The sequence below is a fragment of the Leisingera sp. M658 genome, assembly GCF_025144145.1.
GTDB lineage: Bacteria > Pseudomonadota > Alphaproteobacteria > Rhodobacterales > Rhodobacteraceae > Leisingera.
Genome location: NZ_CP083546.1, coordinates 2,651,249 through 2,673,912, shown reverse-complemented (window position 1 = coordinate 2,673,912; position 22,664 = coordinate 2,651,249). Strand labels below are relative to the sequence as shown.

The window sequence follows — 22,664 nt, the reverse complement described above, 5'->3', positions numbered from 1 at the left end:
GCGGATTGGGGGGCCTGAAGGGCGAACTGGAAAAATCCGCAGCACTTTCTTGATAATCAAGAAATTGAGTTCGGTTTCAGAGGTAGGCTGTTTTGTTGCCGATCGGAAACTTCTCCCCTAATTAAGAGACAGCATACAGTGGTGTACCGCCCAAAGGAGCAAGTCATGAGCCGGGTCGAAAAGCAGGGAATTCAGGTCGCGCCAGAGCTGGCGGAATTCATCGAAAAGCAGGCGCTGCCGGGCACCGGGGTCGAGGCCGAGGCGTTCTGGGCGGGACTGGCGGAGCTGGTGAACGGGTTTGGCCCGGAAAACCGCGCGCTGCTGGCCAGGCGGGAAGAGATGCAGGCCAAGATCGATGCCTGGCATATTGCCAACCGGGACAAGCCTCATGACCACGAAGGGTATAAGACGTTCCTGAATGAGATCGGCTATCTGCTGCCCGAGGGCGGGGATTTTGAGATTGAAACGCAGAATGTGGATCCCGAGATTGCATCGGTGCCGGGGCCGCAGCTGGTGGTGCCGATCACCAACGCACGGTATGCGCTGAATGCAGCCAACGCTCGCTGGGGCAGCCTGTATGACGGGTTTTATGGTACCGATGCGATGGGCACCCCGGCGCCCAAGGGCGGCTATGACAAGGGCCGCGGTGCGCGGGTTGTGGCGCGGGCGCGGGTGTTCCTGGATGAGGCGTTTCCGATTGCAGGCACCAGCCACGCCGATGTGCGCCGCTATTATGTGCAGGACGGCCAGCTGCTGATTGACGACCTGCCGCTGGCGCAGCCGGAGAAGTTTGCAGGCTACCGCGGCAACCCCAAGGCGCCTGAATCCGTGCTGCTGCGCAACAACGGGCTGCATGTTGAGCTGGTCTTTGACCGCGCCCATGCGATTGGCGCGCGGGATCAGGCCGGGTTGGCGGATGTGCGGCTGGAAAGCGCGATGTCGGCGATCATGGACTGTGAGGACTCGGTCGCCTGCGTTGATGCCGAGGATAAAGTGCAGGCCTACTCCAATTGGCTGGGCTTGATGCGGGGCGATCTGGAAGCGAAGCTGGACAAGGGCGGCAAGAGTATTATCCGCCGTCTGAACCCGGATTTCGGTTTCACTGCGCCGGACGGCTCTGCGATGTCCGTAAAGGGCCGGGCGGTGCTGTGGGTGCGCAATGTCGGCCATCTGATGACCAACCCGGCGGTGCTGGATCAGGACGGCAAGGAGGCTTACGAGGGGCTGCTGGATGCGCTGATCACCGTGATGATCGCCAAGCACGACCTGAAGCGCGAGGGCGGCAACTCGGCCCATGGCTCGGTCTATGTGGTAAAGCCCAAGATGCACGGGCCGGAGGAAGTGGCATTCACTGACCGGATCTTCGGCAAGGTCGAGGATATTCTGGGCTTGCCGCGCCACACCGTGAAGATCGGCATCATGGACGAAGAGCGCCGCACCTCGGTGAACCTCAAGGAATGCATCCGTGCGGCCAAGCACCGGGTGGCGTTTATCAACACCGGCTTCCTCGACCGCACTGGGGATGAGATCCACACCTCGATGGAGGCGGGGCCGTTTTCGCGCAAAGATTTCATCAAACGCAAGGGCTGGATCGGCGCCTATGAGAACCTGAATGTGGATATCGGCCTGGAGTGCGGGCTGAGCGGCAAGGCGCAGATCGGCAAGGGCATGTGGGCGATGCCCGACATGATGGCGGCAATGCTGGAACAGAAGATCGAACACCCGAAATCCGGCGCCAACTGTGCCTGGGTGCCAAGCCCGACCGCCGCGACCCTGCATGCGTTGCATTACCACAAGGTGGATGTGTTCGCAGTGCAGGAGCGGCTTATGGCCGGCGGCCGCCGCGCCCATGTTGATGGCATCCTGGAAATCCCGCTGGCGACTTACCGCAAATGGACACCGCGCCAGATCGCGCGTGAGGTGGAAAACAATGCGCAGGGCATCCTGGGCTACGTGGTGCGCTGGGTCGATCAGGGGGTGGGATGCTCCAAGGTGCCCGACATCAACGACGTCGGCCTGATGGAGGACCGTGCCACCTGCCGGATTTCCGCCCAGCATATCACCAATTGGCTGCATCATGGTGTTGTCACTGAAGACGAGGTGATGGGCTCCCTCCGCAAGATGGCCAAAGTGGTGGATGAGCAGAACCGCGGCGACAACACCTATCGCGCGATGGCGCCTGGGTTCGACACCATCGCCTTCCAGGCGGCCTGCGATCTGGTGTTCAAGGGCCGGGTGCAGCCTTCCGGCTATACCGAGCCTGTTCTGCACGCCCGGCGGCTGGAGCTGAAGGCGCAGGAAGCTGCTAGCTGACCGCGGCAAACTGACCGGATGAAACAGTTTCCCTTCAATGAGGGGTAGTCAAAGGGGGCCTTTTGGCCTCCTTTTCTGTTCCGTGACGTCACGCGAACGGAAGGAAAGACACCCATGGCTGACATTTCACTGGATCAGGCGCGCGCAATCATCCGTGCGGCCTTGGGCAAAGGGCTTGAGATGGGGCTGAAGCCGCTGTCGGTGGTGGTGCTGGATGCGGGCGGCCATGTGCAGGCGTTCGAGCGCGAGGACGGCGCCGCGCCGGGCCGGTTCCCCATTGCCCATGGCAAGGCCTATGGCTCGGTCATGCTGGGCATGGCCGGCAGCGCCCAGATGGCCCGGGCAGAGGCGCAGGCCTATTTCATGGCGGCGGTGAACGGCGTTTACGGCGGCCAGGTGGTGCCGGTGCCGGGCGGGGTGCTGGTGCGCGGCACGGACGGTACTGTGATCGGCGCGGTTGGCGTTACCGGCGACAGCTCGGACAATGATGCCGTCGCGGCCATGGCCGGTATCGAGGCGGCGGGTTTGCAGGGCGAGATCTGACTTCGCAGGGACATTCCGCAGCGTTGTGCGCGGCTGAACAGCCTGTTGCGCCGTGCTCCCCGTTGATGTGGCGCCCGCAGGGGGATAGGTTCTTCTTTATACAGCACAAGAAGAGCGGAATATGGCGCGACCCAAAGTTGGCATCATCGGAAATTCCTACCTGATCAACGATCAGTACCCTGTTCACGCGGGCGGAACCATGAATTCCGAGGCGATCGCCGAAGTGGCGGGTTGCATGCCGCTGATGATCCCTTCGGACCCCCGTTTTGTGACGGTTGAGGAGTTGCTGGAGAGTTTTGACGGCTTCTTGCTGACAGGCGGCCGCCCGAATGTGCACCCGCATGAATACGGCGAGGCCGAGACCGAAGCGCATGGTGCCTTTGACCGGGCGCGTGATGCGATCACTTTGCCGCTGATCCGCGCCTGTGTTGACCGCGGCCAGCCGTTTCTGGGCATCTGCCGCGGCTTTCAGGAGGTCAATGTTGCGATGGGCGGCACGCTGCACCCGGAAATCCGCGATCTGCCGGGGCGGATGAACCACCGGATGCCGCCGGATGGCACGCTGGAAGAGAAATTTGCCCTGCGCCACACGGTGAAATTCAGCTCCGGCGGAGTGTTCCACCGCTTGTTCGGGGCCGAAGAAGTCATGACCAACACGCTGCACGGGCAGGGGATCAAACGCCCGGGCACCCGCGTGGTGATTGACGGGCAGGCGCCCGATGGCACACCCGAAGCAGTCTATATCAAGGACGCAGCCGGGTTTACGATGTCTGTGCAGTGGCACCCGGAATGGGATGCGGCCAGCGATCCGGTGTCGCGCCCGCTGTTCGAGGCGTTCGGCGATGCGGTCAGGGCCTGGGCGGCTGGCAGGGCGCAGGCTGGTTTGCAGCGGTCAGCGTAAAAGGTTCGAATATGGCAATTAATATGCGGCTTGAGACCGCTGGCAGGCCAGTTTCCTGCAGAATCAGGCAATTCAGAGCAGGTGATGCAGCGGCGCTGGCGGATGTTTTTGCATCCGCTGTTCATGGAATTGCCAGCCGGTTTTATTCGCCTGCGCAAATCCGCGCATGGTGCCCGGAGGCGCCGTCAAGTGAAGCTTTCCTGCGGAAACTGTCTGATGGCCGGGCAGTCTGGGTGGCGGCGGATGACGCAGATGTGCCGGTGGCTTTCATTGATCTTGAAGCAGACGGCCATATCGACATGCTGTTCTGCCACCCCCGTGCGGCGGGGCAGGGCGTTGCGGCGATGCTCTACGGCAAATTGGAAGAGGCTGCGCTGCGTCAGGGGATCGGGCTGTTGTATGCCGAGGCGAGCGAAGCGGCGCGCGGCTTTTTCGAACGGGCGGGATTTGCCTTGGATAAGCGGTGCGAATTTGAGCGTGGCGGCGTGAAAATTCACAACTACCGGATGGTCAAGATCCTGGACTAGGCGAAGAGCCTGCGGCCCGCCCCGCGCGGCAGGCCGCAAACCGTTTCAGACCAGCAGATCAAACGCGTGCATCAGAGGCAGGCGACGCGCGCGTTTGCCGGTGAGGTCGAACAGCGCGTTGGCCAGCGCCGGCGCCGCTGGCGGGGTGCCGGGCTCGCCGGCGCCGCCCATATGGGCCTGGGTTTCCAGCACCTTCACTTCGGTCTTGGGCATCGTGTGCATGCGCAGGGCGTCATAGTCCGGGAAGTTGCCCTGTTCGGCGGCGCCATCGGCAAAGGTGATCTCGCCAAAGCAGGCCGCCGACAGCCCGTATGCCATGCCGCCGAACATTTGGGCCTTGACGATTTCCGGGTCGATCACCTGGCCCATGTCGCAGGCAATCCAGGCCTTGGCGATGCGGATGCTGCCGTCTTCCTCCGCCACCTCGATCACCTCGGCCACCGGCGTGCCGAAGCTGTAGCACAGGGCAACGCCGCGTCCCACGCCATCGGGTGTTTTGCCGGTCCAGCCGGACATCTCCCTGACCGCCTCCAGCACGCCGGCGGCAGGCGCCCATTCGCGGCGGGCAAGGTCCAGGCGGAATTCCAGCGGGTCGGTCCCAGCCGCATGGGCCATCTCATCCATGAAGCTTTCGACGAAAAAGGCGTTGAAGCTGTTGCCGACCGAGCGCCAGAAGCCAACCGGGATCTGCACGTCCGAAACATGCCCGGCCATACGGTAATTCGGGATCGCGTATGGGGAGTTGAAGAACCCCTCGACATGCACCTTGTCCGGGCCTGCGGGCGTGAAATCCGCCAGCCGTTTCATCGCCTGTTCGACGGGCGAGGCCGCTGCAACTTTGCCATCCATCAGCACCGCCGTGCCATCCTTTACCGCGCCGCGCATCCGGGCCATGGCGCCGGGGCGGTACATGTCGTGCCGCATGTCCTCTTCGCGGCTCCACGTCAGCTGCACCGGCACGCCGGGCATGTCCTTGGCGATGCGGGTGGCGAACACTGCATAGTCGAACTCGACCCGTCGCCCGAATCCGCCGCCCAGATAGGTGGTGCGGATGTCCACCTGTTCGGCGTCCAGCCCGGCCTCTGCCGCACATTTCGACTGGGTGAACGTGGGCATCTGGTTGCCGCACCAGACGGTCAGCCTGCCATCCTCCAGCAGGGCGGTGGCATTCATCGGCTCCATTGTGGCATGGGCCAGGTAGGGCACCTGGTAGTCTGCCGTCAGTTCAGTTGCGCCTGCGGGCAGCTGATCCGCATCGCCGTCATCGCGCAGCACCGAGTTCGGAGCGTCGTCAAAGGCCGCGGCGATGCGGGCGAAGATCTGATCGGTTTCCGGCGGATAGGGGGCGTCTTCCCAGTCTACCTCGATGGCATCCACCGCCTGCATGGCGAGCCATGTATTGCTGGCCACCACTGCGACGCCGGTGCCCATGCTGATCACCTTTTCCACACCGGGCAAGGACATGGCCGCTGCGGCGTCAAAGCCTGCCATGCCGCCGCCCTGGCGCGGGTTCATGCGCAATGCGGCAAACTTCATCCCCGGCAGCCGCACGTCGATGCCGAATTCGGCGGTGCCGGTGGATTTTTCCGCCATGTCGATCCGGGGCTGGGATTTGCCGACCAGCCGCCAGTCGCTGCGCGGGCGCAGATCGGCCTCCACTGGGTCCAGCTTGGCGGCCTCCATGGCCAGATCGCTGTAGAGGATCTGCGTGCCATCCGGTGCAATCACCGCCCCCTTGGCGGTGGAGAACTGGCTGCGGCTGAGGCCCAGCCGGTCCGCTGCCGCCTGTTTCAGCGTCTCGCGGGCTGTTGCGCCGGCCTGACGCATCCGCGTGAAGCCGTCCTTCATCGAGGTGGAGCCGCCGGTGCCATGCAGGTTCAGCACCTTGCCGAGATGCCCCAGGGCCTCGCCGATTGAATGTTTGAAGTTGCTGGTATCATAACCCTTGCCCGGCAGCGCATCCGCCATGAAGGCCGAGTTGTAATAGGCTTTGGCGGCAGGCCCGTGCAGCACCCGCACCTGATCCAGCTCCACATCCAGCTCTTCCGCGATCAGCGCCGCCCAGCTGGTTTTCACCCCCTGGCCCATTTCGGCGCGCGGGGCAAATAGGGTGATGCCGTTCTGATCAATCAGCACAAACGGGTTCAGTGCAGCTTCGCCGTCGCCCGGTTGCAGCGGGTTAGGGGCAGGGCGGCTGACGTAATAGGCGCCAAAGGCAACGCCTCCGACGATAGCGGCAGAGCCGATGAGGAAAGTCCGACGGGCGATTTTTGCGATGCTGGCCATGGGATTACGCCTCCTGCATCTGTTTTGCGGCGGAATGGATCGCGGCCCGGATACGCGGATAGGTGCCGCAGCGGCAGAGGTTGCCCTGCATCGCCTCGTCAATCTCGGCGTCTGATGGGGCCGGGTTTTCCGCCAAAAGGCTGGCGGCCTGCATGATCTGGCCGGACTGGCAATAGCCGCATTGCGCTACCTGATGCTTAACCCAGGCCTGCTGGATTGCCGCCATTGCTTCGGGCGTACCAAGGCCCTCGATCGTTGTCACTTCACCCCAAACGTCGGACAGCGCTACCTGGCAGGAGCGCACCGCCGCGCCATCAATATGCACGGTGCAGGCGCCGCAGGCGGCGACGCCGCAACCGAATTTGGTGCCGGTGAGGCCAACCTCATCGCGCAGAACCCACAGGAGGGGCACGTTATCCGGCAGGTCCACTTGATGTGTCTTTCCGTTGATGCGCAGGTCTGTTGGCATGGCGGAGGCTCCCTTGCTGTTCTCTGACAAAGTGTACTTATTTCGTCAGGTCGTCAATTGACATTTTTCAAAGAGAATGTCAGAAGCAAAAACATGAACATGGCAGGCATTGATCCAAAACAGCAGGTAATCCTGGGCGCCGCATGGGCGGCGTTCTCTACCTATGGGTTCCGCAAGACTTCGATGGATGACATTGCCAAGAGTGCGGGCATGTCGCGGCCGGCGCTGTACTTGCATTTCAAGAACAAAGAGGCGATTTTCCGGGCGCTTGTGGCTGGGTATTACGGCAATGCTGCGGAAAATGTCCGGGCCGGGCTGGCCTCCAAAGGAACCCTGGCCAAGCGCCTGCTGGCGGCGTTTGAAGCCCAGGGCGGTGAAGCGATTGAGTCGATGATGGCCTCACCGCATGGGATGGAGCTGTTCGAGGCCAGCAAGAACGTTGCCGGAGAGGTCATCGACCAGGGCGAGGCCGCGCTGCGCGCGATGTACGCAGAATGGCTGGAGGCGGAAGCCAGGGCCGGGCGGGCAGTGCTGACCGGAGACCCTGCTGAAATTGCCCGGACGGTCTGCGCCTCGTTGAAGGGGATCAAGCATACCGCCGATGATTATTCCGCCTATCAGTCCGGTGTGCGCCAGCTGGCGGCGCTGTTCGGGGCCGGGCTGGCGCCGCGCTGACGGGCGGGCCGGATGCACCGGCCCGCGCGCGCATCAAAGCTCGGTGCGCAGGTGCCAGAGTTCCGGGAACAATTCCACTTCCAGCATCCGTTTCAGATAGCTGACGCCGCCGGTGCCGCCGGTGCCGCGCTTGAAACCGATGACGCGCTCCACCGTGGTTACATGGTTGAAGCGCCAGCGGCGGAAATAATCCTCGAAATCCACCAGCTTCTCGGCCAGTTCATACAGCTCCCAATGTGTTTCGGTGTCGCGGTAGACCTCGGTCCAGGCAGCCTGTACGGCGTCATGCGGCACATACGCCCCGGCCAGATCCCGGTTCAGCACTTCGTCCGGTAGCGGGAAGCTGCGCGCCAGCGCCTTCAGCGCCACGTCATAGAGCGACGGCTGCGCCAGCTCTGCCTCCAGCAGCGCCAGGATGTCCGGGCGATGCGAATGGGGGCGCAGCATCGCCTTGTTGCGGTTGCCCAGCATAAATTCGATCTGCCGGTACTGGTGCGACTGGAAGCCGGAGCTTTGGCCCAGCTCGTCCCGGAACGCGGTGTAGTCCGAGGGTGTCATGGTACGCAGCACGTCCCAGGCAGAGTTCAGCTGCTCAAAAATGCGCGCCACACGGGCCAGCATCTTGAAGGCCTGATGCGCCTTGTCGCCCAGCAGCCGTTCGCGGGCGGCGGTCAGTTCGTGAATGGCCAGCCGCATCCACAGTTCCGAGGTCTGGTGCTGAATGATGAACAGCATCTCGTCATGGGTATTGGTCCATGTTTTCTGCGCGTTCAGCAGCATGTCCAGCGACAGGTAGTCACCGTAGGACATACGCCCGTCAAAGGACATCTGCGCACCATCGTCGGCGGGATCATAGGGTTTTGTCATCGGAGTCTTTCCTTTTCCTAAGTGTATCACGGTTCAGGGAAAGGAAGGGTTTCTCCGGTTCAGGGTGCCGCATTGGGCCAGCCGTCGCCACAGCGCGACCCAGCCCGCCGGGCGGCAGAGCGGCAGATGGTATGAGCGGGCGGTTCGCATCAGGTGACCGCGTTGCGCACTTTGTATTCGGCACGGTCCCACAGGGCGTTGTTCATGACATCGGCAATGATCTGGGCCGCGGCGCGCACGTCGCCTTCGTCGATGTACAGCGGGGTGAAGCCAAAGCGCATGATATCGGGTGCGCGGAAATCGCCGATCACGCCGCGGCCGATCAGCGCCTGCATGGCGGCATAGCCGTAAGTGAATTTGAACGACACCTGGCTTCCGCGGAAGGCGGGATCACGCGGCGAGGCCAGTTCCAGCTGCGGGCAGGTTTTTTCCACCTCAGCGATGAACAGATCGCACAGCGCGATGGATTTGGCGCGCACGGTTTCCATGTCCGCCATGTCCCAGATATCCATTGCCGCCTCCAGCGCGGTCAGTTGCAGGATCGGCGGAGTGCCGACGCGCATCCGGTCGATGCCGCTGCCGGGCCGGTAATCGAGGTCAAAGGCAAAAGGCGCTTCGTGCCCCAGCCAGCCGGACAGCGCCGGGCGGGCGGTCTCTGCATGGCGCGGGGAGACATAGATGAAGGCCGGCGCGCCGGGGCCGCCATTAAGGTATTTGTAGCTGCAGCCAACCGCAAAATCGGCGTGGCAACCCGCCAGATCCACGGGAACAGCACCGGCTGAGTGGGCCAGATCCCAGACCGTCAGCACGCCGTTGGCATGGGCTTTTTCGGTCAGCGCCTTCATGTCGTGCTTGCGGCCGGTGCGGTAATCAACCTCGGTGATCATCAGCACCGCAATCTCTTCGGTGATGTTTTCCTCTACTGCTTCCGGGTCGACCACCCGCAGCTCATAGTCGGGTCCCAGCGATTTCAGCAGCCCGCCCGCCATATAGAGGTCAGTCGGGAAGTTGCCGTTATCCGACAGCACCACCTTGCGGCCCGGGTTCAGCTCCAGTGCCGAGGCAACGGCCTGATAGACCTTGATCGACAGCGTGTCGCCCATCACCACATGGCCCGGCTCCGCCCCGATCAGCCGCCCGATGCGGTCTCCCAGCGCCTTGGGTTTGTCCATCCAGCCGGCCTTGTTCCAGCCGGTGATCAGCATCTGCCCCCATTCGTCCTGCATCATCGTGCCAACACGGTCTTTGGCAGCGCGGGGCAGGGGACCCAGCGAGTTGCCATCCAGATAGATCATGCCTTCCGGCAAGTCGAACATCGCCTTGGTCGCTGCAAAATCGGTCATCGGGGCCTCGCGTCAGGTGGGTATTTCAAGCTTAAAGCTTTGCGTTTTGCTATCGTATCCATTCCTTTCTGTCCAGAGGCCGGTTGCCTGCGTCAGCCCTGACCCGCGGCAGGCTGGGGATCGGGAATGCCGAACTCAGCCCGTTTGCGTTTGGACAATCCTGCTGTGACCATCTGGTAGGACAGGGTGATCTGTTCCTGCAGCTCTGCATCTGACAGGCCGGGGGCTTCAAAATGCTGTAACCACTTCATTCCGCGTGATGCCAAATAGGGTGCCGGACGGACGCCGGGACGTTCCTGCAGCACCTCATAGGCGATGTCGCCGGCCTTGAAGGTGAAGGCATCCTTGCCATCGGCCCAGCCGCAGACCGCAAACAGCTTGCCGCCTGCTTTCCAGACGTCGGAATTCCCCCATTGGACCACATGTTCAGCGGCGGGGAAGGTGGCGCAGAATTTGTTGAATTCCTTGCGGTCCATCAGGTCTGCCCTCCTGAAATCTCGATGCACTGGCCATTGATGGATCCCGACCCCGGTCCGCACAACCAAAGCGCCGCGGCGGCGACTTCGCCGGGTTCGATCAACCGCTTGTGGCGGTTGGCGTTGACCATCACGTCCAGCGCTTCCACCGCGCTCATCCCGGCGCGCTGGGCGATTGATGTGATGTTGCGCTCGACAATCGGCGTGTCCACGTATCCAGGGCATAGCGCGTTGAAGGTGAAGGGCGTGCCCAGATAATCCTCGCTTAGCGCGCGGGTGAGGCCGATCATCCCGTGTTTGCTGGCGGTGTAGCAGGCGGCGCCTTTCAGTCCCCGCAACCCGGCGATAGATGACACCGTGATGACCCGGCCCCAATCGGTCTGCCGCATCGACTGAAAACACTCGCGGATGGTCAAAAAGGCACCGTCAAGGTTGGTCGCCATCATGTTGCGCCAGAACTCCATCGTGGTCTTGTGCAGCGCCGCCCCCTCGGCAACGCCGGTATTGGCCACGCAGATCTGTATAGGGCCGCGCGCCTCAACCGCGGCGGCAATCCTGGCTGCCACGTCCTCCTCGCTGCGCACATCCATGGCCAGCGGATGCAGGTTCTCCGTTGCGGCTTCCTCCAGAACCTCCTGCCGCCGTCCGGTGATGGTGACTTGGGCCCCTTGCGCTGCCAGCCCTTGGGCAATGGCCAGCCCGATCCCGGTACCGCCGCCGGTCACCAGTGCGTGTTTGCCAGTCAATGTCATGAACGTCCGGCCTCCCTGTTTTGCGGCACAGCCTATCCGGGCAGAACGCTCTGGCAAGCCCGCCGTGCCGTCACGCCGCATGGGTCTGGCGTTTACAGTTATATTCACATGTGTGAATGTTGCGGAAAACGTTCAGGGAGATACCAATGAAAGCCTTTGCCGCCGCTGCCTGCGCAGCCCTGCTGATGCCCTTTGCCGCGCAGGCAAGCGAAGACATCGCCGACCAATACCCCCAGTCCGAACTCTACTCCAAACCGGTGGAGGTCATCCCGCATGTGTTCTCCGCCATCGGCGCCACGGCCCCGCCGACCTATGAGAATGCAGGCCACAACAACAACCTGTCCTTCATCGTGACCGGCGAAGGCGTGGTGGTGGTGAATGCCGGCGCCTCGGACGCGCTGGCCAAGGCGCTGCATCAGGAAATCAAGCATGTGACCGATCAGCCCGTGGTGCTGGTGATCAATGAAAACGGCCAGGGCCATGCCATGCTGGGCAATGGTTACTGGCGCGATCAGGGCGTGGATGTGCTGGCCCATGCCGAGGCAATTGCGGAAACGCGGGAAAACAGCGACATGATCCTGCAGCGCATGCGCGGCTACAACAAGGACCGGGCAGGGGAAACCCGTGTTGAACATGCCAATCTGGCTTTCGAGGACCGCTATAGCCTCACGCTTGGCGGGGTGGAGATGCAAATTCTGCACCTGGGCCCGGCGCATGATCCCGGTGACATCCAGGTTTGGATTCCCGCGTGGAACCTGATGATCGCCGGCGACATCGCCTTTCACGAACGGATGCTGCCGGTCTTTCCGCACACCTGCACCAAATGCTGGGTTGAGACCTGGCAGGACAAGCTGGAACCGCTCAACCCCGCCTATGTCATCCCGGGCCATGGCCACCCGACCAATTTGCCGCAGCTTCGCCGCTATACCCTCGATTATCTGATGGACCTGCGGGCCAAGGTCGGCGCCCATATCGAGGACGGCGGAGACCTCGCCAGCGCCTACTATGTGGATCAGGAGCAATGGAAGAGGTTGGACACATTCGAGGAGCTGGCTACCAAAAATGCAGGCCGGGTGTTCGAGGAAATGGAATGGGAATAAGCCCCTCCGCTTCAGTACACATAAATATACGTAGGCTTTCGGGCGAAACTATGCAGGATCATGCCGCAAGCCGGAACAGATTCGTCGTTTCTGCGGCATCGGGGGCAATTTGTCCTTTTCTGATAGTCCCGCCCGAACTGGTCTGGACGAGCAAGCCGGATAAGGAAAGATTGCCCGAAATGCATATGAATTCAGGACATATTCTGCAAAAGAGCAGGGCGTGATGCGGTGGCTGGATGTGCCACCCGTCTGGCTGGCAGGCTTCGTCCTGACGGCCTGGCTGCAGTCGGCTCATGCCGCATTCGGGCTTTCTTTCGGGGGGGCATGGGCCGGGTTCCTGGGTGGTATTCTGCTGGGCGGCGGCCTTTTACTGGCCTTGCTCGCCATCACCGAGATGCGGCGGCAAAAAACCACAGTCATTCCGCACCAGACGCCCAGCCGGCTGGTGCAATCGGGGATTTTCAGCCGCAGCCGCAACCCGATCTATCTGGGCGATGTTCTGATCCTCGCGGGCCTTGTGTTGTGGTTTGACGCAGTGCTGACGCTGCCGCTGATCCCCATTTTCCTGTGGGTGCTGGAAAAGCGGTTTGTCATTCCCGAAGAAGACAGGTTGCGCCGGACCTTCCGGGCGGACTGGGCCCGCTATGAGAAAAAGGTGCGCCGCTGGATCTGATCGGAACGCGGCATTGCAGCATGACTTTGCGGCAATGCAGCAAAATCCTTGCGCAATAATCTTGCGCATAGTAAAGAAAATCATTGTGATCCGTACCTAGACATTGCTGGCACGGGCAAGACGAGGGGGACCCATAAGGTGAAAATAGGGACACCAAAAGAAACATTTGCGGGCGAGAACCGGGTCGGTATGACGCCGGACTCTGCCAAGCAGCTGCAGAAACTCGGTTACGATTGCGCGATCGAAGCCGGGGCCGGTGCGGCTGCAGGTTTTTCCGACGCAGTCTATGAGGCGGCGGGCGTTGAGATCATCAAGACACCGGCGGCGCTGTGGAAAGCATCCGATATCGTCGCCAAGGTGCGCCAGCCGGATGCAACCGAGCTGAAGCGCCTGACCAAGGGCAAGACGCTGATCTCCTTCTTCAACCCGGCTGGGAACGAAGAGGGCATGGAGCTGGCCAAATCCAAGGGCGCCAATGTGATCGCCATGGAAATGGTGCCGCGGATCTCCCGCGCGCAGAAGATGGATGCGCTGTCGTCAATGGCGAATATCGCGGGCTACCGCGCGGTCATTGAAGCGGGCAACAACTTCGGCCGCTTCTTTACCGGCCAGATTACGGCGGCGGGCAAGGTGCCCCCGGCCAAGGTTCTGGTGGTCGGCGCTGGCGTTGCCGGTCTGGCAGCCATCGGCACCTCAACTTCGCTTGGCGCAATCACCCTGGCCTTTGACGTGCGCCCGGAAGTCGCCGAGCAGGTCGAGAGCATGGGCGCCGAATTTGTCTATCTCGATTTCGAGGAAGCCCAGCAGGACGGCGCTGCCACCGGCGGCTACGCCTCAGTCTCCTCGCCGGAATTCCGCGAAGCACAGCTGGCCAAGTTCCGCGAGCTGGCGCCGGAGGTGGACATCGTCATCACCACCGCGCTGATCCCCAACCGCGAAGCGCCGGAGCTGTGGACCGAGGATATGGTCGCGGCGATGAAGCCCGGCTCGGTTATTGTCGATCTGGCGGCGGAAAAGGGCGGCAACTGCAAGCTGACGGTGGCAGACGAGAAGATCGTGACGGACAATGGCGTCACCATCATCGGCTACACCGATTTCCCCTCCCGGATGGCGGCGCAGGCCTCGACGCTCTATGCCACCAACATCCGCCATATGATGACAGATCTGACACCGGAAAAGGACGGCCAGGTCAATCACGACATGGAGGACGACGTGATCCGCGGCGCCACCGTGGCCTTTGCGGGCGAGATCACCTTCCCGCCGCCACCGCCGAAGGTGCAGGCAATTGCGGCCAAGCCCAAGGAAGTTGTGCCGGAGCTGACGCCGGAAGAAAAACGCGCGCAGGAGGTTGCGGCCTTCAAGGCGCAGACCAAAAGCCAGGTGTCGCTGCTGGCAGGCGGCGGCGCGCTCTTGCTGCTGGTCGGCCTCTTTGCGCCGGTCAGCTTCATGCAGCATTTCATCGTCTTTGCGCTGGCCTGTTTCGTGGGTTTCCAGGTGATCTGGGGCGTTGCGCATTCCCTGCACACGCCGCTGATGGCGGTGACCAACGCGATCTCCTCGATCATTATCCTCGGTGCCCTGATGCAGATCGGATCCGGCAGCTGGCTGGTGATCCTGCTGGCGGCGCTTTCGGTCTTCATGGCCGGGATCAACATCTTCGGCGGCTTCCTCGTCACCCGGCGCATGCTTGCCATGTTCCAGAAATCTTAAGGAGAGGCCGGACTTATGGAATACGGTTTCACCACCGCCGCCTATGTTGTTGCGGCTGTTCTCTTCATCCTGTCCTTGGGCGGCCTCTCCAACCAGGAAAGCGCCAAACGCGCGGTCTGGTACGGCATTGCCGGCATGGGGTTGGCAGTTTTTGCCACAATTATCGGCCCCGGTTCCGGCCTGTGGCTGCTGTCGCTGCTGCTGATTGCCGGCGGCGGCCTCATCGGCACCTATGTCGCCAAGAAGGTCCAGATGACCGAGATGCCGCAGCTGGTTGCGGCGATGCACTCGCTGGTCGGCCTGGCCGCGGTGTTTGTCGGCTTTATCGCCCACTTCGAGATCGGCAATGTGGCAGCAGCCACCAGCACCGATGACTTGGGAACTTTTGCCAAGCTGATTGCCAAGAAAACCCCGGCCGAGATCGCCTTTTTGCGGGTTGAGCTGTTCCTCGGCATCTTCATCGGCGCGATCACCTTCACCGGCTCGGTTGTCGCCTTTGGCAAGCTGGCGGGCAAGCTCACCTCGGCGGCCACCAAACTGCCGGGTGGCCATATGCTGAACGCCGGCGCCGCAGGCATCTCCTTCCTCAGCCTGATCTGGTACTTCAACACGGGCGGCTTCTTCCCGCTGTTCCTGATGACCCTGGCGGCGCTGTTCATCGGCTATCACCTGATCATGGGCATCGGCGGCGCCGACATGCCGGTGGTGGTCTCGATGCTGAACAGCTACTCGGGCTGGGCGGCGGCGGCGATCGGCTTCTCGCTGGGCAATGACCTCTTGATCGTGGTCGGCGCGCTGGTGGGCTCTTCGGGTGCGATCCTCAGCTACATCATGTGCAAGGCGATGAACCGCTCGTTTGTCAGTGTGATCCTGGGCGGCTTCGGCGGCACCGCGGGCCCGGCGATGGAGATCGACGGCGAGCAGATCGCCATCGACGCCGACGGCGTGGCGGCAGCGCTGGACGAGGCCGACTCTGTGGTGATCATTCCTGGCTACGGCATGGCCGTGGCGCAGGCGCAGCAGAACGTGGCTGAACTGACCCGCCGTCTGCGCGCCAAAGGCAAGACCGTCCGTTTTGCGATCCACCCGGTCGCAGGCCGCCTTCCGGGCCACATGAACGTGCTCTTGGCCGAAGCGAAAGTTCCTTACGACATCGTTCTGGAAATGGACGAGATCAACGAGGACTTCCCCGAGACTGATGTAGCCATCGTCATCGGCTCCAACGACATCGTCAACCCGGCGGCGCAGGAGGATCCCAATTCGCCGATCGCCGGCATGCCGGTGCTGGAGTGCTGGAAGGCGAAACAGGTCTTTGTCTCCAAACGCGGCCAGGGCACCGGCTACTCCGGCATCGAAAACCCGCTGTTCTTCAAGGAAAACACCCGCATGTTCTATGGCGACGCAAAAGCAAGCCTGGATAATTTGCTGACCATGATCAGCTAAGAGAACAGATAACCTGTAAAAGGCGCTCCAAACGGGGCGCCTTTTTTCTGAGCTGCTTCTTTCTGGTCCAAAATACTCCGGGGGAGGCCGCAGGCCGGGGGCAGAGCCCCCTGTGATGGCTTCTGCATACCACGGCATTCAGATAACATATTGAAATAACAGCGTTCTTTACATACATTTCCTCAGGCTTTATGGTCCGCGGCATTGCCCGGGAGACCCCAATGCCCCTGATCCAGGACCACCCTTTACGTTATCAGCTCACCAATGAGCTGCACGCACGGCCCTTCCCGGCCATGTCCAGCCCCTGCACAGTGGTTTACCTGGCGGTAAAACAGCCGCAGGAAGCCGAGCATCGCGACAGGCAGCAGGACGTCCAGCATCTGACGGACCTTCTGGACCGCCATGGCGCAGCGCATCCTCAGCCGGGGGCGACGCATCACACGGCGCAGATCGGGCGCCACATGGTCAAATGGGAGCAGCATACGGAATTCGTCAGCTACACGGTTTACCGGGACGGCGTCAGCACGCGGGCCTTTGATCCGGCGGACTTTGATGTCTTCCCCGAAGACTGGCTGGCACAGGCGCCGGGGCAGCGGATTACCTCAGCACTGATCCGGGTGGTGCCGCGCGCCGCTCCGGCCAGGCTGAAGGCAACCCTGCACGACTGGTTTGTGCCGGAAAGCCTGGCGGTGTCGCCGGTGCTGGATGACAGCGCCGTGGTGGCTGGGGACTTTCGCATTGATCCCGCCGGGCACATGCGGTTTGCCGTGCTGCCGGGCGCGGGAACCGGAAGCCAGCGCATCGGCCGGATTGTGCAGCGGCTGTGCGAGATCGAGACCTACCGGGCAATGGCGATGCTGGGCTTTTCCCGCGCCCGCGGCCTGACACCAACCATCAGTGCGCTGGATACGCATCTCAGCGAGATGATGGTGGAGATGACCAGCGGTACCGTGCCTGCCGAACAGACACTGTCACAGCTGCTGACAGTGTCCGCAGAACTGGAGGCAATGGCCGCCCGCTCTGCCTTCCGCTTTGGTGCAACGGGGGCTTATGAGGCTTTGGTCAATCAGCGCGTCAGCCTGCTGCGCGAAGGCCGCCACGAGGGTTTTCAGACGCTGGCTGAATTCATGCTGCGGCGGTTTGAGCCGGCCATGCGCACGGTGAAATCGGCAGAGAAACGGCTGGAGACGCTGGCCAACCGTGCGCGCCGGGCAGGGGAGCTGCTGCGGACCCGGGTGGATGTGGAACGCTCGGCGCAGAATCAGGCGCTGCTTGCCAGTATGGACCGCCGCGCCGATCTCGCGCTGCGTTTGCAGCACACGGTCGAGGGACTGTCAGTGGTGGCGGTCAGCTATTACGCGGTCTCGCTGGTGTCCGATTTCTTCCTGCCGCTTGCCGAACGCTACGGACTGAACAAGAAGCTGCTGATTGCGGCGGTCACTCTGCCGGTTGTTGGTTTGGTGTGGCTGGGGATCCAGCGGATTCGGAAGAAGCTGCATTAAGCAGGGCATTCATGCCGATGCCGCCAAGCGCGATAAAGGCCAGCGCCAGCACAGCGGCTATGCTGAGCGTGGGGATGCCGGCCAGCCCCGCACCCACCGTGCAACCGCCTGCCAATACTCCGCCGGTTCCCATCAGCACGGCGCCGGTCAGATAGCGGCCTGTTTGGCGCGGGCTTTCAAAGCTTTGCCATTGGAAGCTGCCGCTCAGCAGCGCCGCCGCCAGGGCGCCCAGCAGCACACCGCCGATCAGACCCGGCCCAAAGCCGGCAGGAATGGAGCTGGAGGCGATCACAAAGAACAATGTGTCCGCAGCCGGAGAGGTGAACGACAGGCTCTCCATTGCGATCGGGTCGAATTCGTCAAACAGCACAAAGCCGGTGCCAACCCAAGCCAGGGGCACCAGCAAGCCGATCAAGGCGCCGCCGCCCAGTGTCAGCAAGCGATTTCCCGAACGCAGCGCAACCGCCAGCGCGGCAGTGGCGATCATCGCGCTCCACAACAGCGGGCCGCCGGGCAGGGCGGCCAGCGAAACCTGCTCCCCCAAGGGCAGCGTCACCGAACCAAGCGCGGTTCGAAGCGGCGCCAGAACGCCCTTGAGCGTGGCATGCGCCGTAACGGCAAAGACTGCGATCACCAGCAGTGCCCGCAAATTGCCGCTGCCTGCCAGAACTACCAGCCGCGACGCGCATCCGCGGGTCAGGATCATGCCGCCTCCGAACATCAGCCCGCCTGCGGCGATTGCCAGCAGCGGCAGATCTCCGGTTAACAACCGGTGGTCCGCAAAGCTGATCCAGCCCTGCGCCACGGCGGCTTGCGTGCCAAGGACCGCAACCGCCAAAGCCATTGCCCAGATACCTGCCGCCTGCCGCCGGTCATCGCCAGCCAAGGCCCGGCGGAAGCAGAAACGGGTCAGCTGCGCCAGCGCGCCGAACAGCACGCCGATGGCCAACGCGAACAGGACGGAAATCTCCCGTGCTGTGGTGTCTTCAAAGCCGAATGTTTCGAACATTGCGCTCTCCTGCTGCGGATTCGGAACGTTTTCCCGAAATGGCGGGTATCCACTGCATAGGCAAGCGGTGCTGGGCGTGCTCGCGGTGTCAGACCGGGACGCTTTTCCCAATTTATGCGGCTTGGGGGAAAATCGGATTTCAAGAAACCGCCGCCAGCAAAACAAACTGGCCGCTTTGGGGAAAGCGGCCAGAAGGTATGTTTTTATTTGAATGTATGCGTGTGTTGCGCCTCAGCGCCCGCGGATCCGCGGGTCCAGCGCGTCGCGCAACCCGTCGCCGAGGTAGTTCACGCTCAGCACCGTCAAAGAGATCGCCATGCCGGGCCAGAACACCCGTTCAGGGTGCTGCTGCAGATAGTCGGTGGCATCAAACAGCAGCCGCCCCCAGGTCGGAAAATCCGGCGGGAAGCCGAGTCCGAGGAAGGACAGCGACGACTCGGTGATGATCGCAGTGGCAATCCCTAAGGTGGCCGAGACCATGATCGGCGACAATACGTTGGGCAGGATATGCCGGGTGATCAGCCCGCTGTTGGTGGTGCCAATGGAGCGGGCGGCCATCACAAACTCACGCTCCTTCAGGGCCAGCACGTCGCCGCGCACGATCCGCGCGGTTGGCATCCAGCTGGTCACCCCGATGGAGACGACGATCAGGATGAAGATCCCTTGTTCCGGCCCGAACGCCGCGTTCAGCGGCTCGCGGAACAGCAGCATCATAACCAGCAGAAGCGGCAGCAGCGGCAGCGCCAGGAACAGGTCGGTAAGGCGCATCAGCGGTCCGTCCAGTTTCTTGAAGAAGCCGGCCATCACCCCGATGAAGGACCCAAGGAACAGCGCCAGCAGCATCGCGGTCAGACCGACGGAAACCGAGGTCGCGCCACCCGCCATCATCCGGGCCAGCATGTCGCGGCCCAGCTGATCGGTGCCAAAGGGATGTGCCCAGGTCGGGCCTTGGTTGCGGGCGCGGATGTCGATCTTGGTGGCCTCAATGTCCCACAGGTAGGGGCCGAGATAGACCGCCAGGATGATGAACAGGAACAAGGCCCCGCCCATCAGCGCACCACGGTGGGATTTGAACTGGTCCCAAACGTCCAGCCATTGGCTGCGCGGCGGTTTCGAAGGGACAGGATTGCTCAACTCAGTCATAGCGGATCCTCGGATCAAGAATGCCGTACAGCACGTCGGCGATCAGATTGAACAGCACGATCAGCACCGCAAAGATAAAGGTCAGCGTCTGCACCATGGGCAGGTCGTTGGCCTGAATGGCGCCGATCAGCAGCTGGCCGATGCCGTTCACCTTGAACACCTGCTCGGTGATGATGGCGCCGCCAAAGATCGCCGGGATACCCAGCGCGATCACGGTGACCACCGGGATCATCGAATTGCGCAGCACATGCACCATCACCACGACATATTCACTCAGGCCCTTGGCCCGTGCGGTACGCACATAATCCTGGTTCAGGTTGTCCAGCATCGACGCGCGCATAAAGCGGCTCAGCTGGGCAGTGATCTGCAGCGCCAGCACCATCACCGGCATGATCATCTGCTTCAGCTGGTAGACAAAGCTGTCCCAGCTGTCGACCACATGGGTGGTGTCATAGATCGACGGGAACCAGCCCAGCTGCACCGAGAAGATCACGATCACCAGCACACCGGAGAAGAACGGCGGCACGGAGAAACCCACCATCGACACGAATGTGCCCAGCTGGTCGAACCAGCTATACTGGCGGTAGGCGGAATAGATGCCGATCGGCAGCGCGATCAGGATGGCGACGACATAGGCGGTGCCGACCACCCACAGGGTCTGCGGCATCCGCTGCACCACGATGTCCATCACCGGCGAACGGGTCTGCCAGGAAATTACCCTGAGCTTGCCGTCAGCCAGGCCAGTGCCGAAGATGTTGTCGATCAGCACCTGCGGCTCGATCCAAAAGAACTGCACCAGCCATTTCCAGAACCGGATATGCATTGGCTCGCCCAGGCCCAGGGCCAGGCGCATCTTTTCTTTGACTTCAGCGGGGACGGTCAGGGGAACCTGCGCCATGGGATCGCCGGGGGCGAGCTCCAGGAGCAGGAAGATCACGAGGCTGATGAACAGCAGTGTGGGAACTGCCAGGATCAGCCGCCGGATTGTAAAGGTCAGCATCTGCTAAGCGCCTTTGCAACTTATATTGAATTCGGAACAGGCGGGGAGAGGCCCCGCGTCCAGGCCATGCCGGGGGGCCGCGGCGCTGCCCTTCCGGATGGCAAGAGGCCCCGGCATGTGCCGGGGCCCCGGAAAAGCAAGCCGGGCTTACTTGATGCGGTACCAGTCAGCTGCGTTCCACAGCTCGCTGTCCCAGACGTTCAGGTTCACACCGCCCAGGGTATTGGAATGCGCCGACAGGCGGCCGCGGTGCACCAGCGGGATCATGCCGCCGTTTTCAACCATGATGTCGTTCAGGCGGCGGCCGATCTCGGCACGCGCTTCCAGACCGGCTGTCTTGCTCAGCTCGGCGTGCAGCTGGTCGAACTCCTCGTTGCAGAAGCGCGAGATGTTCTGGCCCTGCCACTGCGTGTCCGGACGCGGAGCCTGATCGCACAGGCCGTTGCCCAGGTAGGCCTGCGGGTCGGTGCCGTCAAAGTTGTTGGCATACATTTCGACGTCGGCATAGAACTTCTGGAAAGTGTCGGGCGAACCCGGATCGCCGCCGAAGAACACCGAAGCGTTGATGTTGCGCAGCTCGGATTCGATGCCGATCTGGCTCCACCATTCCTTGATCAGCGCCTGGAAGTCCTGACGCACCGCGTTGGTCGAGGTCTGATACAGGATTTTCATCGGCTTGCCGTCAGGGGTTTCCCGCACGCCGTCGCCATTGGTGTCCTTGTAGCCGGCTTCCTCCAGCATCGCCTTGGCGCCTTCGATGTCCTGGGTGGAGCAGTCAAATGTGTCGGAGGCAAAGGCTGCAGGTGCGGGCACCCAGTTGCAGCTGACTGCGCCCGCCTTGCCATAGCCGATTTCCACCAGCAGCGGACGGTCGATGGCCATTGACATCGCCTTGTAGACAGCCGGGTCCTTCAGGAACGGGTGCGGATGCTTGACAGTGGCGCGCTCGCCCTCGGGCAGGCTCGATGACGGGTCGGTCTGGTTCAGCATGATGCGTTCCACCAGCGAGCCGAAGCCTGCAACCGGTGTGCCCTTGCCGCCCGCTTCCATCTGCGCGATCACTTCCGGCGCCAGCTGCAGGTTCCAGGCGTAATCGAACTCGCCGGTTTCCATTACGGCACGCCCCGCAGCAGTTGCATCGCCGCCGCCTTTGAACAGTACCTTGGCGAACGCCGGCTTGGCCGGGTCGCGGTAGTTTTGGTTAGCCGACATGGTGATCACGTCGTTCGGCTTGAACTCATCCACCACAAACGGGCCGGTGCCGATCGGGCCAAAGTTGGCATCGGTGCATTCCGGCGCCCTTGCACCGGTGCAGTTTTCAAACTGCGCCTTTTGCAGGATCGGGCCTTCGCCGCCCACAAACGGGCCGTAAGGGAAGGGGGTCGGCTTGTCGAAAGTGACCTTGACGGTCAGATCATCCAGCGCTTCGACATTGGTGACACCTTCGTATTTGGTCAGCTGGGCGCAGCCGCCCTCAGGATGCATACAGTAGTCTGCGGTGAACTTGACGTCATGCGCGGTGACACCGCTGCCATCGGACCACTTCATGCCGGGCGCGATTTTCCAGGTGACAGATGTCAGATCCTCGCTGACGCCGCCATTGTCCACAGTCGGAATTTCCACCGCCAGATAGGGGATCATGTTGCCCTGCGGGTCGTAGCGCGCCAGCGGTTCAATCACCAGCGACGAAGACTGGATGTCCTTGGTGCCGCTTGACAGATACGGGTTCAGGATCGACGGCGCCTGCCAATAGATGATGTTGACCTGGCCGTCTGACCCGCGCTCGGCAAAGGCCGCAGGCGCGAGGGAGGCCGTGGCAACAGCCCCCATCAATAGGGATTTGAGTTTCATCACACTCTCCTTGTCGGACACGTTTCGTGTCTTATTTGTTGGCCGGACTCTTTGGCCCGGATGATTGCCGCATCGCTGCGG

Annotated in this window: 20 protein-coding genes; 10 read left to right on the top strand and 10 right to left on the bottom strand. The window is 62.3% G+C overall.

The window, feature by feature from the left end; genetic code table 11:
• Window positions 1–165 precede the first annotated feature (165 nt).
• From K3724_RS13325 to K3724_RS13310, 4 genes are all read left to right on the top strand, one after another.
• The gene (locus K3724_RS13325; RefSeq protein WP_259985751.1) at window positions 166–2,313 is read left to right on the top strand and encodes a malate synthase G; all 2,148 of its coding nucleotides are present in this window, start codon (window positions 166–168) and stop codon (window positions 2,311–2,313) included.
• Window positions 2,314–2,427: 114 nt separating this feature from the next.
• Complete coding sequence (locus K3724_RS13320) at window positions 2,428–2,856, top strand: heme-binding protein (RefSeq protein ID WP_259985749.1); 429 nt, start codon at window positions 2,428–2,430, stop codon at window positions 2,854–2,856.
• A gap of 121 nt (window positions 2,857–2,977) precedes the next feature.
• Window positions 2,978–3,757, top strand: coding sequence for a gamma-glutamyl-gamma-aminobutyrate hydrolase family protein (locus K3724_RS13315; RefSeq protein WP_259985747.1), 780 nt, complete (start codon window positions 2,978–2,980; stop codon window positions 3,755–3,757).
• The gene (locus K3724_RS13310) at window positions 3,646–4,284 is read left to right on the top strand and encodes a GNAT family N-acetyltransferase (protein WP_311200179.1); all 639 of its coding nucleotides are present in this window, start codon (window positions 3,646–3,648) and stop codon (window positions 4,282–4,284) included. Before K3724_RS13315 ends, K3724_RS13310 begins: the two co-directional genes overlap by 112 nt.
• A gap of 45 nt (window positions 4,285–4,329) precedes the next feature.
• On the opposite strand, the gene K3724_RS13305 is transcribed toward K3724_RS13310, so the two are convergent.
• Window positions 4,330–6,570 carry a xanthine dehydrogenase family protein molybdopterin-binding subunit gene (locus K3724_RS13305; protein WP_259985745.1) on the bottom strand — a complete coding sequence of 747 codons (2,241 nt, stop codon included), beginning with the start codon at window positions 6,568–6,570 and terminating at the stop codon, window positions 4,330–4,332.
• Between the two features lie 4 nt (window positions 6,571–6,574).
• The gene (locus K3724_RS13300) at window positions 6,575–7,039 is read right to left on the bottom strand and encodes a (2Fe-2S)-binding protein (protein WP_259985736.1); all 465 of its coding nucleotides are present in this window, start codon (window positions 7,037–7,039) and stop codon (window positions 6,575–6,577) included.
• Window positions 7,040–7,132: 93 nt separating this feature from the next.
• On the opposite strand from K3724_RS13300, the gene K3724_RS13295 reads away from it, so the two are divergent.
• Entirely contained in the window at window positions 7,133–7,714 is a 582-nt protein-coding gene (locus K3724_RS13295; protein ID WP_259985734.1) for a TetR/AcrR family transcriptional regulator, read from the top strand.
• A 33-nt stretch (window positions 7,715–7,747) separates the two neighbouring features.
• Here the strand turns inward: K3724_RS13295 and kynA are convergent, their stop codons facing one another.
• The 4 genes from kynA to K3724_RS13275 all read right to left on the bottom strand — a co-directional run bounded on the left by kynA (window position 7,748) and on the right by K3724_RS13275 (window position 11,152).
• Window positions 7,748–8,581 carry a tryptophan 2,3-dioxygenase gene (kynA, locus tag K3724_RS13290; RefSeq protein WP_259985732.1) on the bottom strand — a complete coding sequence of 278 codons (834 nt, stop codon included), beginning with the start codon at window positions 8,579–8,581 and terminating at the stop codon, window positions 7,748–7,750.
• Window positions 8,582–8,730: 149 nt separating this feature from the next.
• A complete protein-coding gene (kynU, locus tag K3724_RS13285) occupies window positions 8,731–9,924 on the bottom strand; it encodes a kynureninase (RefSeq protein WP_259985722.1) in 1,194 nt (397 codons plus the stop codon).
• Window positions 9,925–10,016: 92 nt separating this feature from the next.
• Window positions 10,017–10,400, bottom strand: a complete 384-nt coding sequence (locus tag K3724_RS13280; RefSeq protein ID WP_259985720.1) for an MmcQ/YjbR family DNA-binding protein — start codon at window positions 10,398–10,400, stop codon at window positions 10,017–10,019.
• Window positions 10,400–11,152 (bottom strand): SDR family NAD(P)-dependent oxidoreductase, encoded by a 753-nt coding sequence (locus tag K3724_RS13275; protein ID WP_259985718.1) that lies wholly within the window; start codon window positions 11,150–11,152, stop codon window positions 10,400–10,402. The genes K3724_RS13280 and K3724_RS13275 overlap by 1 nt, the downstream gene beginning before the upstream one ends.
• 146 nt (window positions 11,153–11,298) lie before the next feature.
• Between K3724_RS13275 and K3724_RS13270 the strand changes: the two genes are divergently transcribed.
• The 5 genes from K3724_RS13270 to K3724_RS13250 all read left to right on the top strand — a co-directional run bounded on the left by K3724_RS13270 (window position 11,299) and on the right by K3724_RS13250 (window position 17,580).
• The gene (locus K3724_RS13270) at window positions 11,299–12,252 is read left to right on the top strand and encodes an MBL fold metallo-hydrolase (protein WP_259985716.1); all 954 of its coding nucleotides are present in this window, start codon (window positions 11,299–11,301) and stop codon (window positions 12,250–12,252) included.
• A 223-nt stretch (window positions 12,253–12,475) separates the two neighbouring features.
• Window positions 12,476–12,925, top strand: coding sequence for an isoprenylcysteine carboxylmethyltransferase family protein (locus K3724_RS13265; RefSeq protein ID WP_259985714.1), 450 nt, complete (start codon window positions 12,476–12,478; stop codon window positions 12,923–12,925).
• Between the two features lie 138 nt (window positions 12,926–13,063).
• The gene (locus tag K3724_RS13260; protein WP_259985712.1) at window positions 13,064–14,635 is read left to right on the top strand and encodes a Re/Si-specific NAD(P)(+) transhydrogenase subunit alpha; all 1,572 of its coding nucleotides are present in this window, start codon (window positions 13,064–13,066) and stop codon (window positions 14,633–14,635) included.
• A gap of 15 nt (window positions 14,636–14,650) precedes the next feature.
• A complete protein-coding gene (locus tag K3724_RS13255; RefSeq protein WP_259985706.1) occupies window positions 14,651–16,078 on the top strand; it encodes an NAD(P)(+) transhydrogenase (Re/Si-specific) subunit beta in 1,428 nt (475 codons plus the stop codon).
• Between the two features lie 221 nt (window positions 16,079–16,299).
• Window positions 16,300–17,580, top strand: coding sequence for a DUF3422 family protein (locus tag K3724_RS13250; protein WP_259985705.1), 1,281 nt, complete (start codon window positions 16,300–16,302; stop codon window positions 17,578–17,580).
• On the opposite strand, the gene K3724_RS13245 is transcribed toward K3724_RS13250, so the two are convergent.
• From K3724_RS13245 to K3724_RS13230, 4 genes are all read right to left on the bottom strand, one after another.
• The gene (locus tag K3724_RS13245) at window positions 17,516–18,589 is read right to left on the bottom strand and encodes a YeeE/YedE family protein (protein ID WP_259985704.1); all 1,074 of its coding nucleotides are present in this window, start codon (window positions 18,587–18,589) and stop codon (window positions 17,516–17,518) included. The two genes, K3724_RS13250 and K3724_RS13245, sit on opposite strands and share 65 nt — an antisense overlap.
• Window positions 18,590–18,820: 231 nt before the next feature.
• The gene (locus tag K3724_RS13240) at window positions 18,821–19,732 is read right to left on the bottom strand and encodes an ABC transporter permease (RefSeq protein ID WP_259985703.1); all 912 of its coding nucleotides are present in this window, start codon (window positions 19,730–19,732) and stop codon (window positions 18,821–18,823) included.
• Window positions 19,725–20,732, bottom strand: a complete 1,008-nt coding sequence (locus K3724_RS13235; protein WP_129371429.1) for an ABC transporter permease — start codon at window positions 20,730–20,732, stop codon at window positions 19,725–19,727. Before K3724_RS13235 ends, K3724_RS13240 begins: the two co-directional genes overlap by 8 nt.
• A gap of 147 nt (window positions 20,733–20,879) precedes the next feature.
• Window positions 20,880–22,583, bottom strand: coding sequence for a peptide ABC transporter substrate-binding protein (locus K3724_RS13230; RefSeq protein ID WP_259985702.1), 1,704 nt, complete (start codon window positions 22,581–22,583; stop codon window positions 20,880–20,882).
• Window positions 22,584–22,664 lie beyond the last annotated feature (81 nt).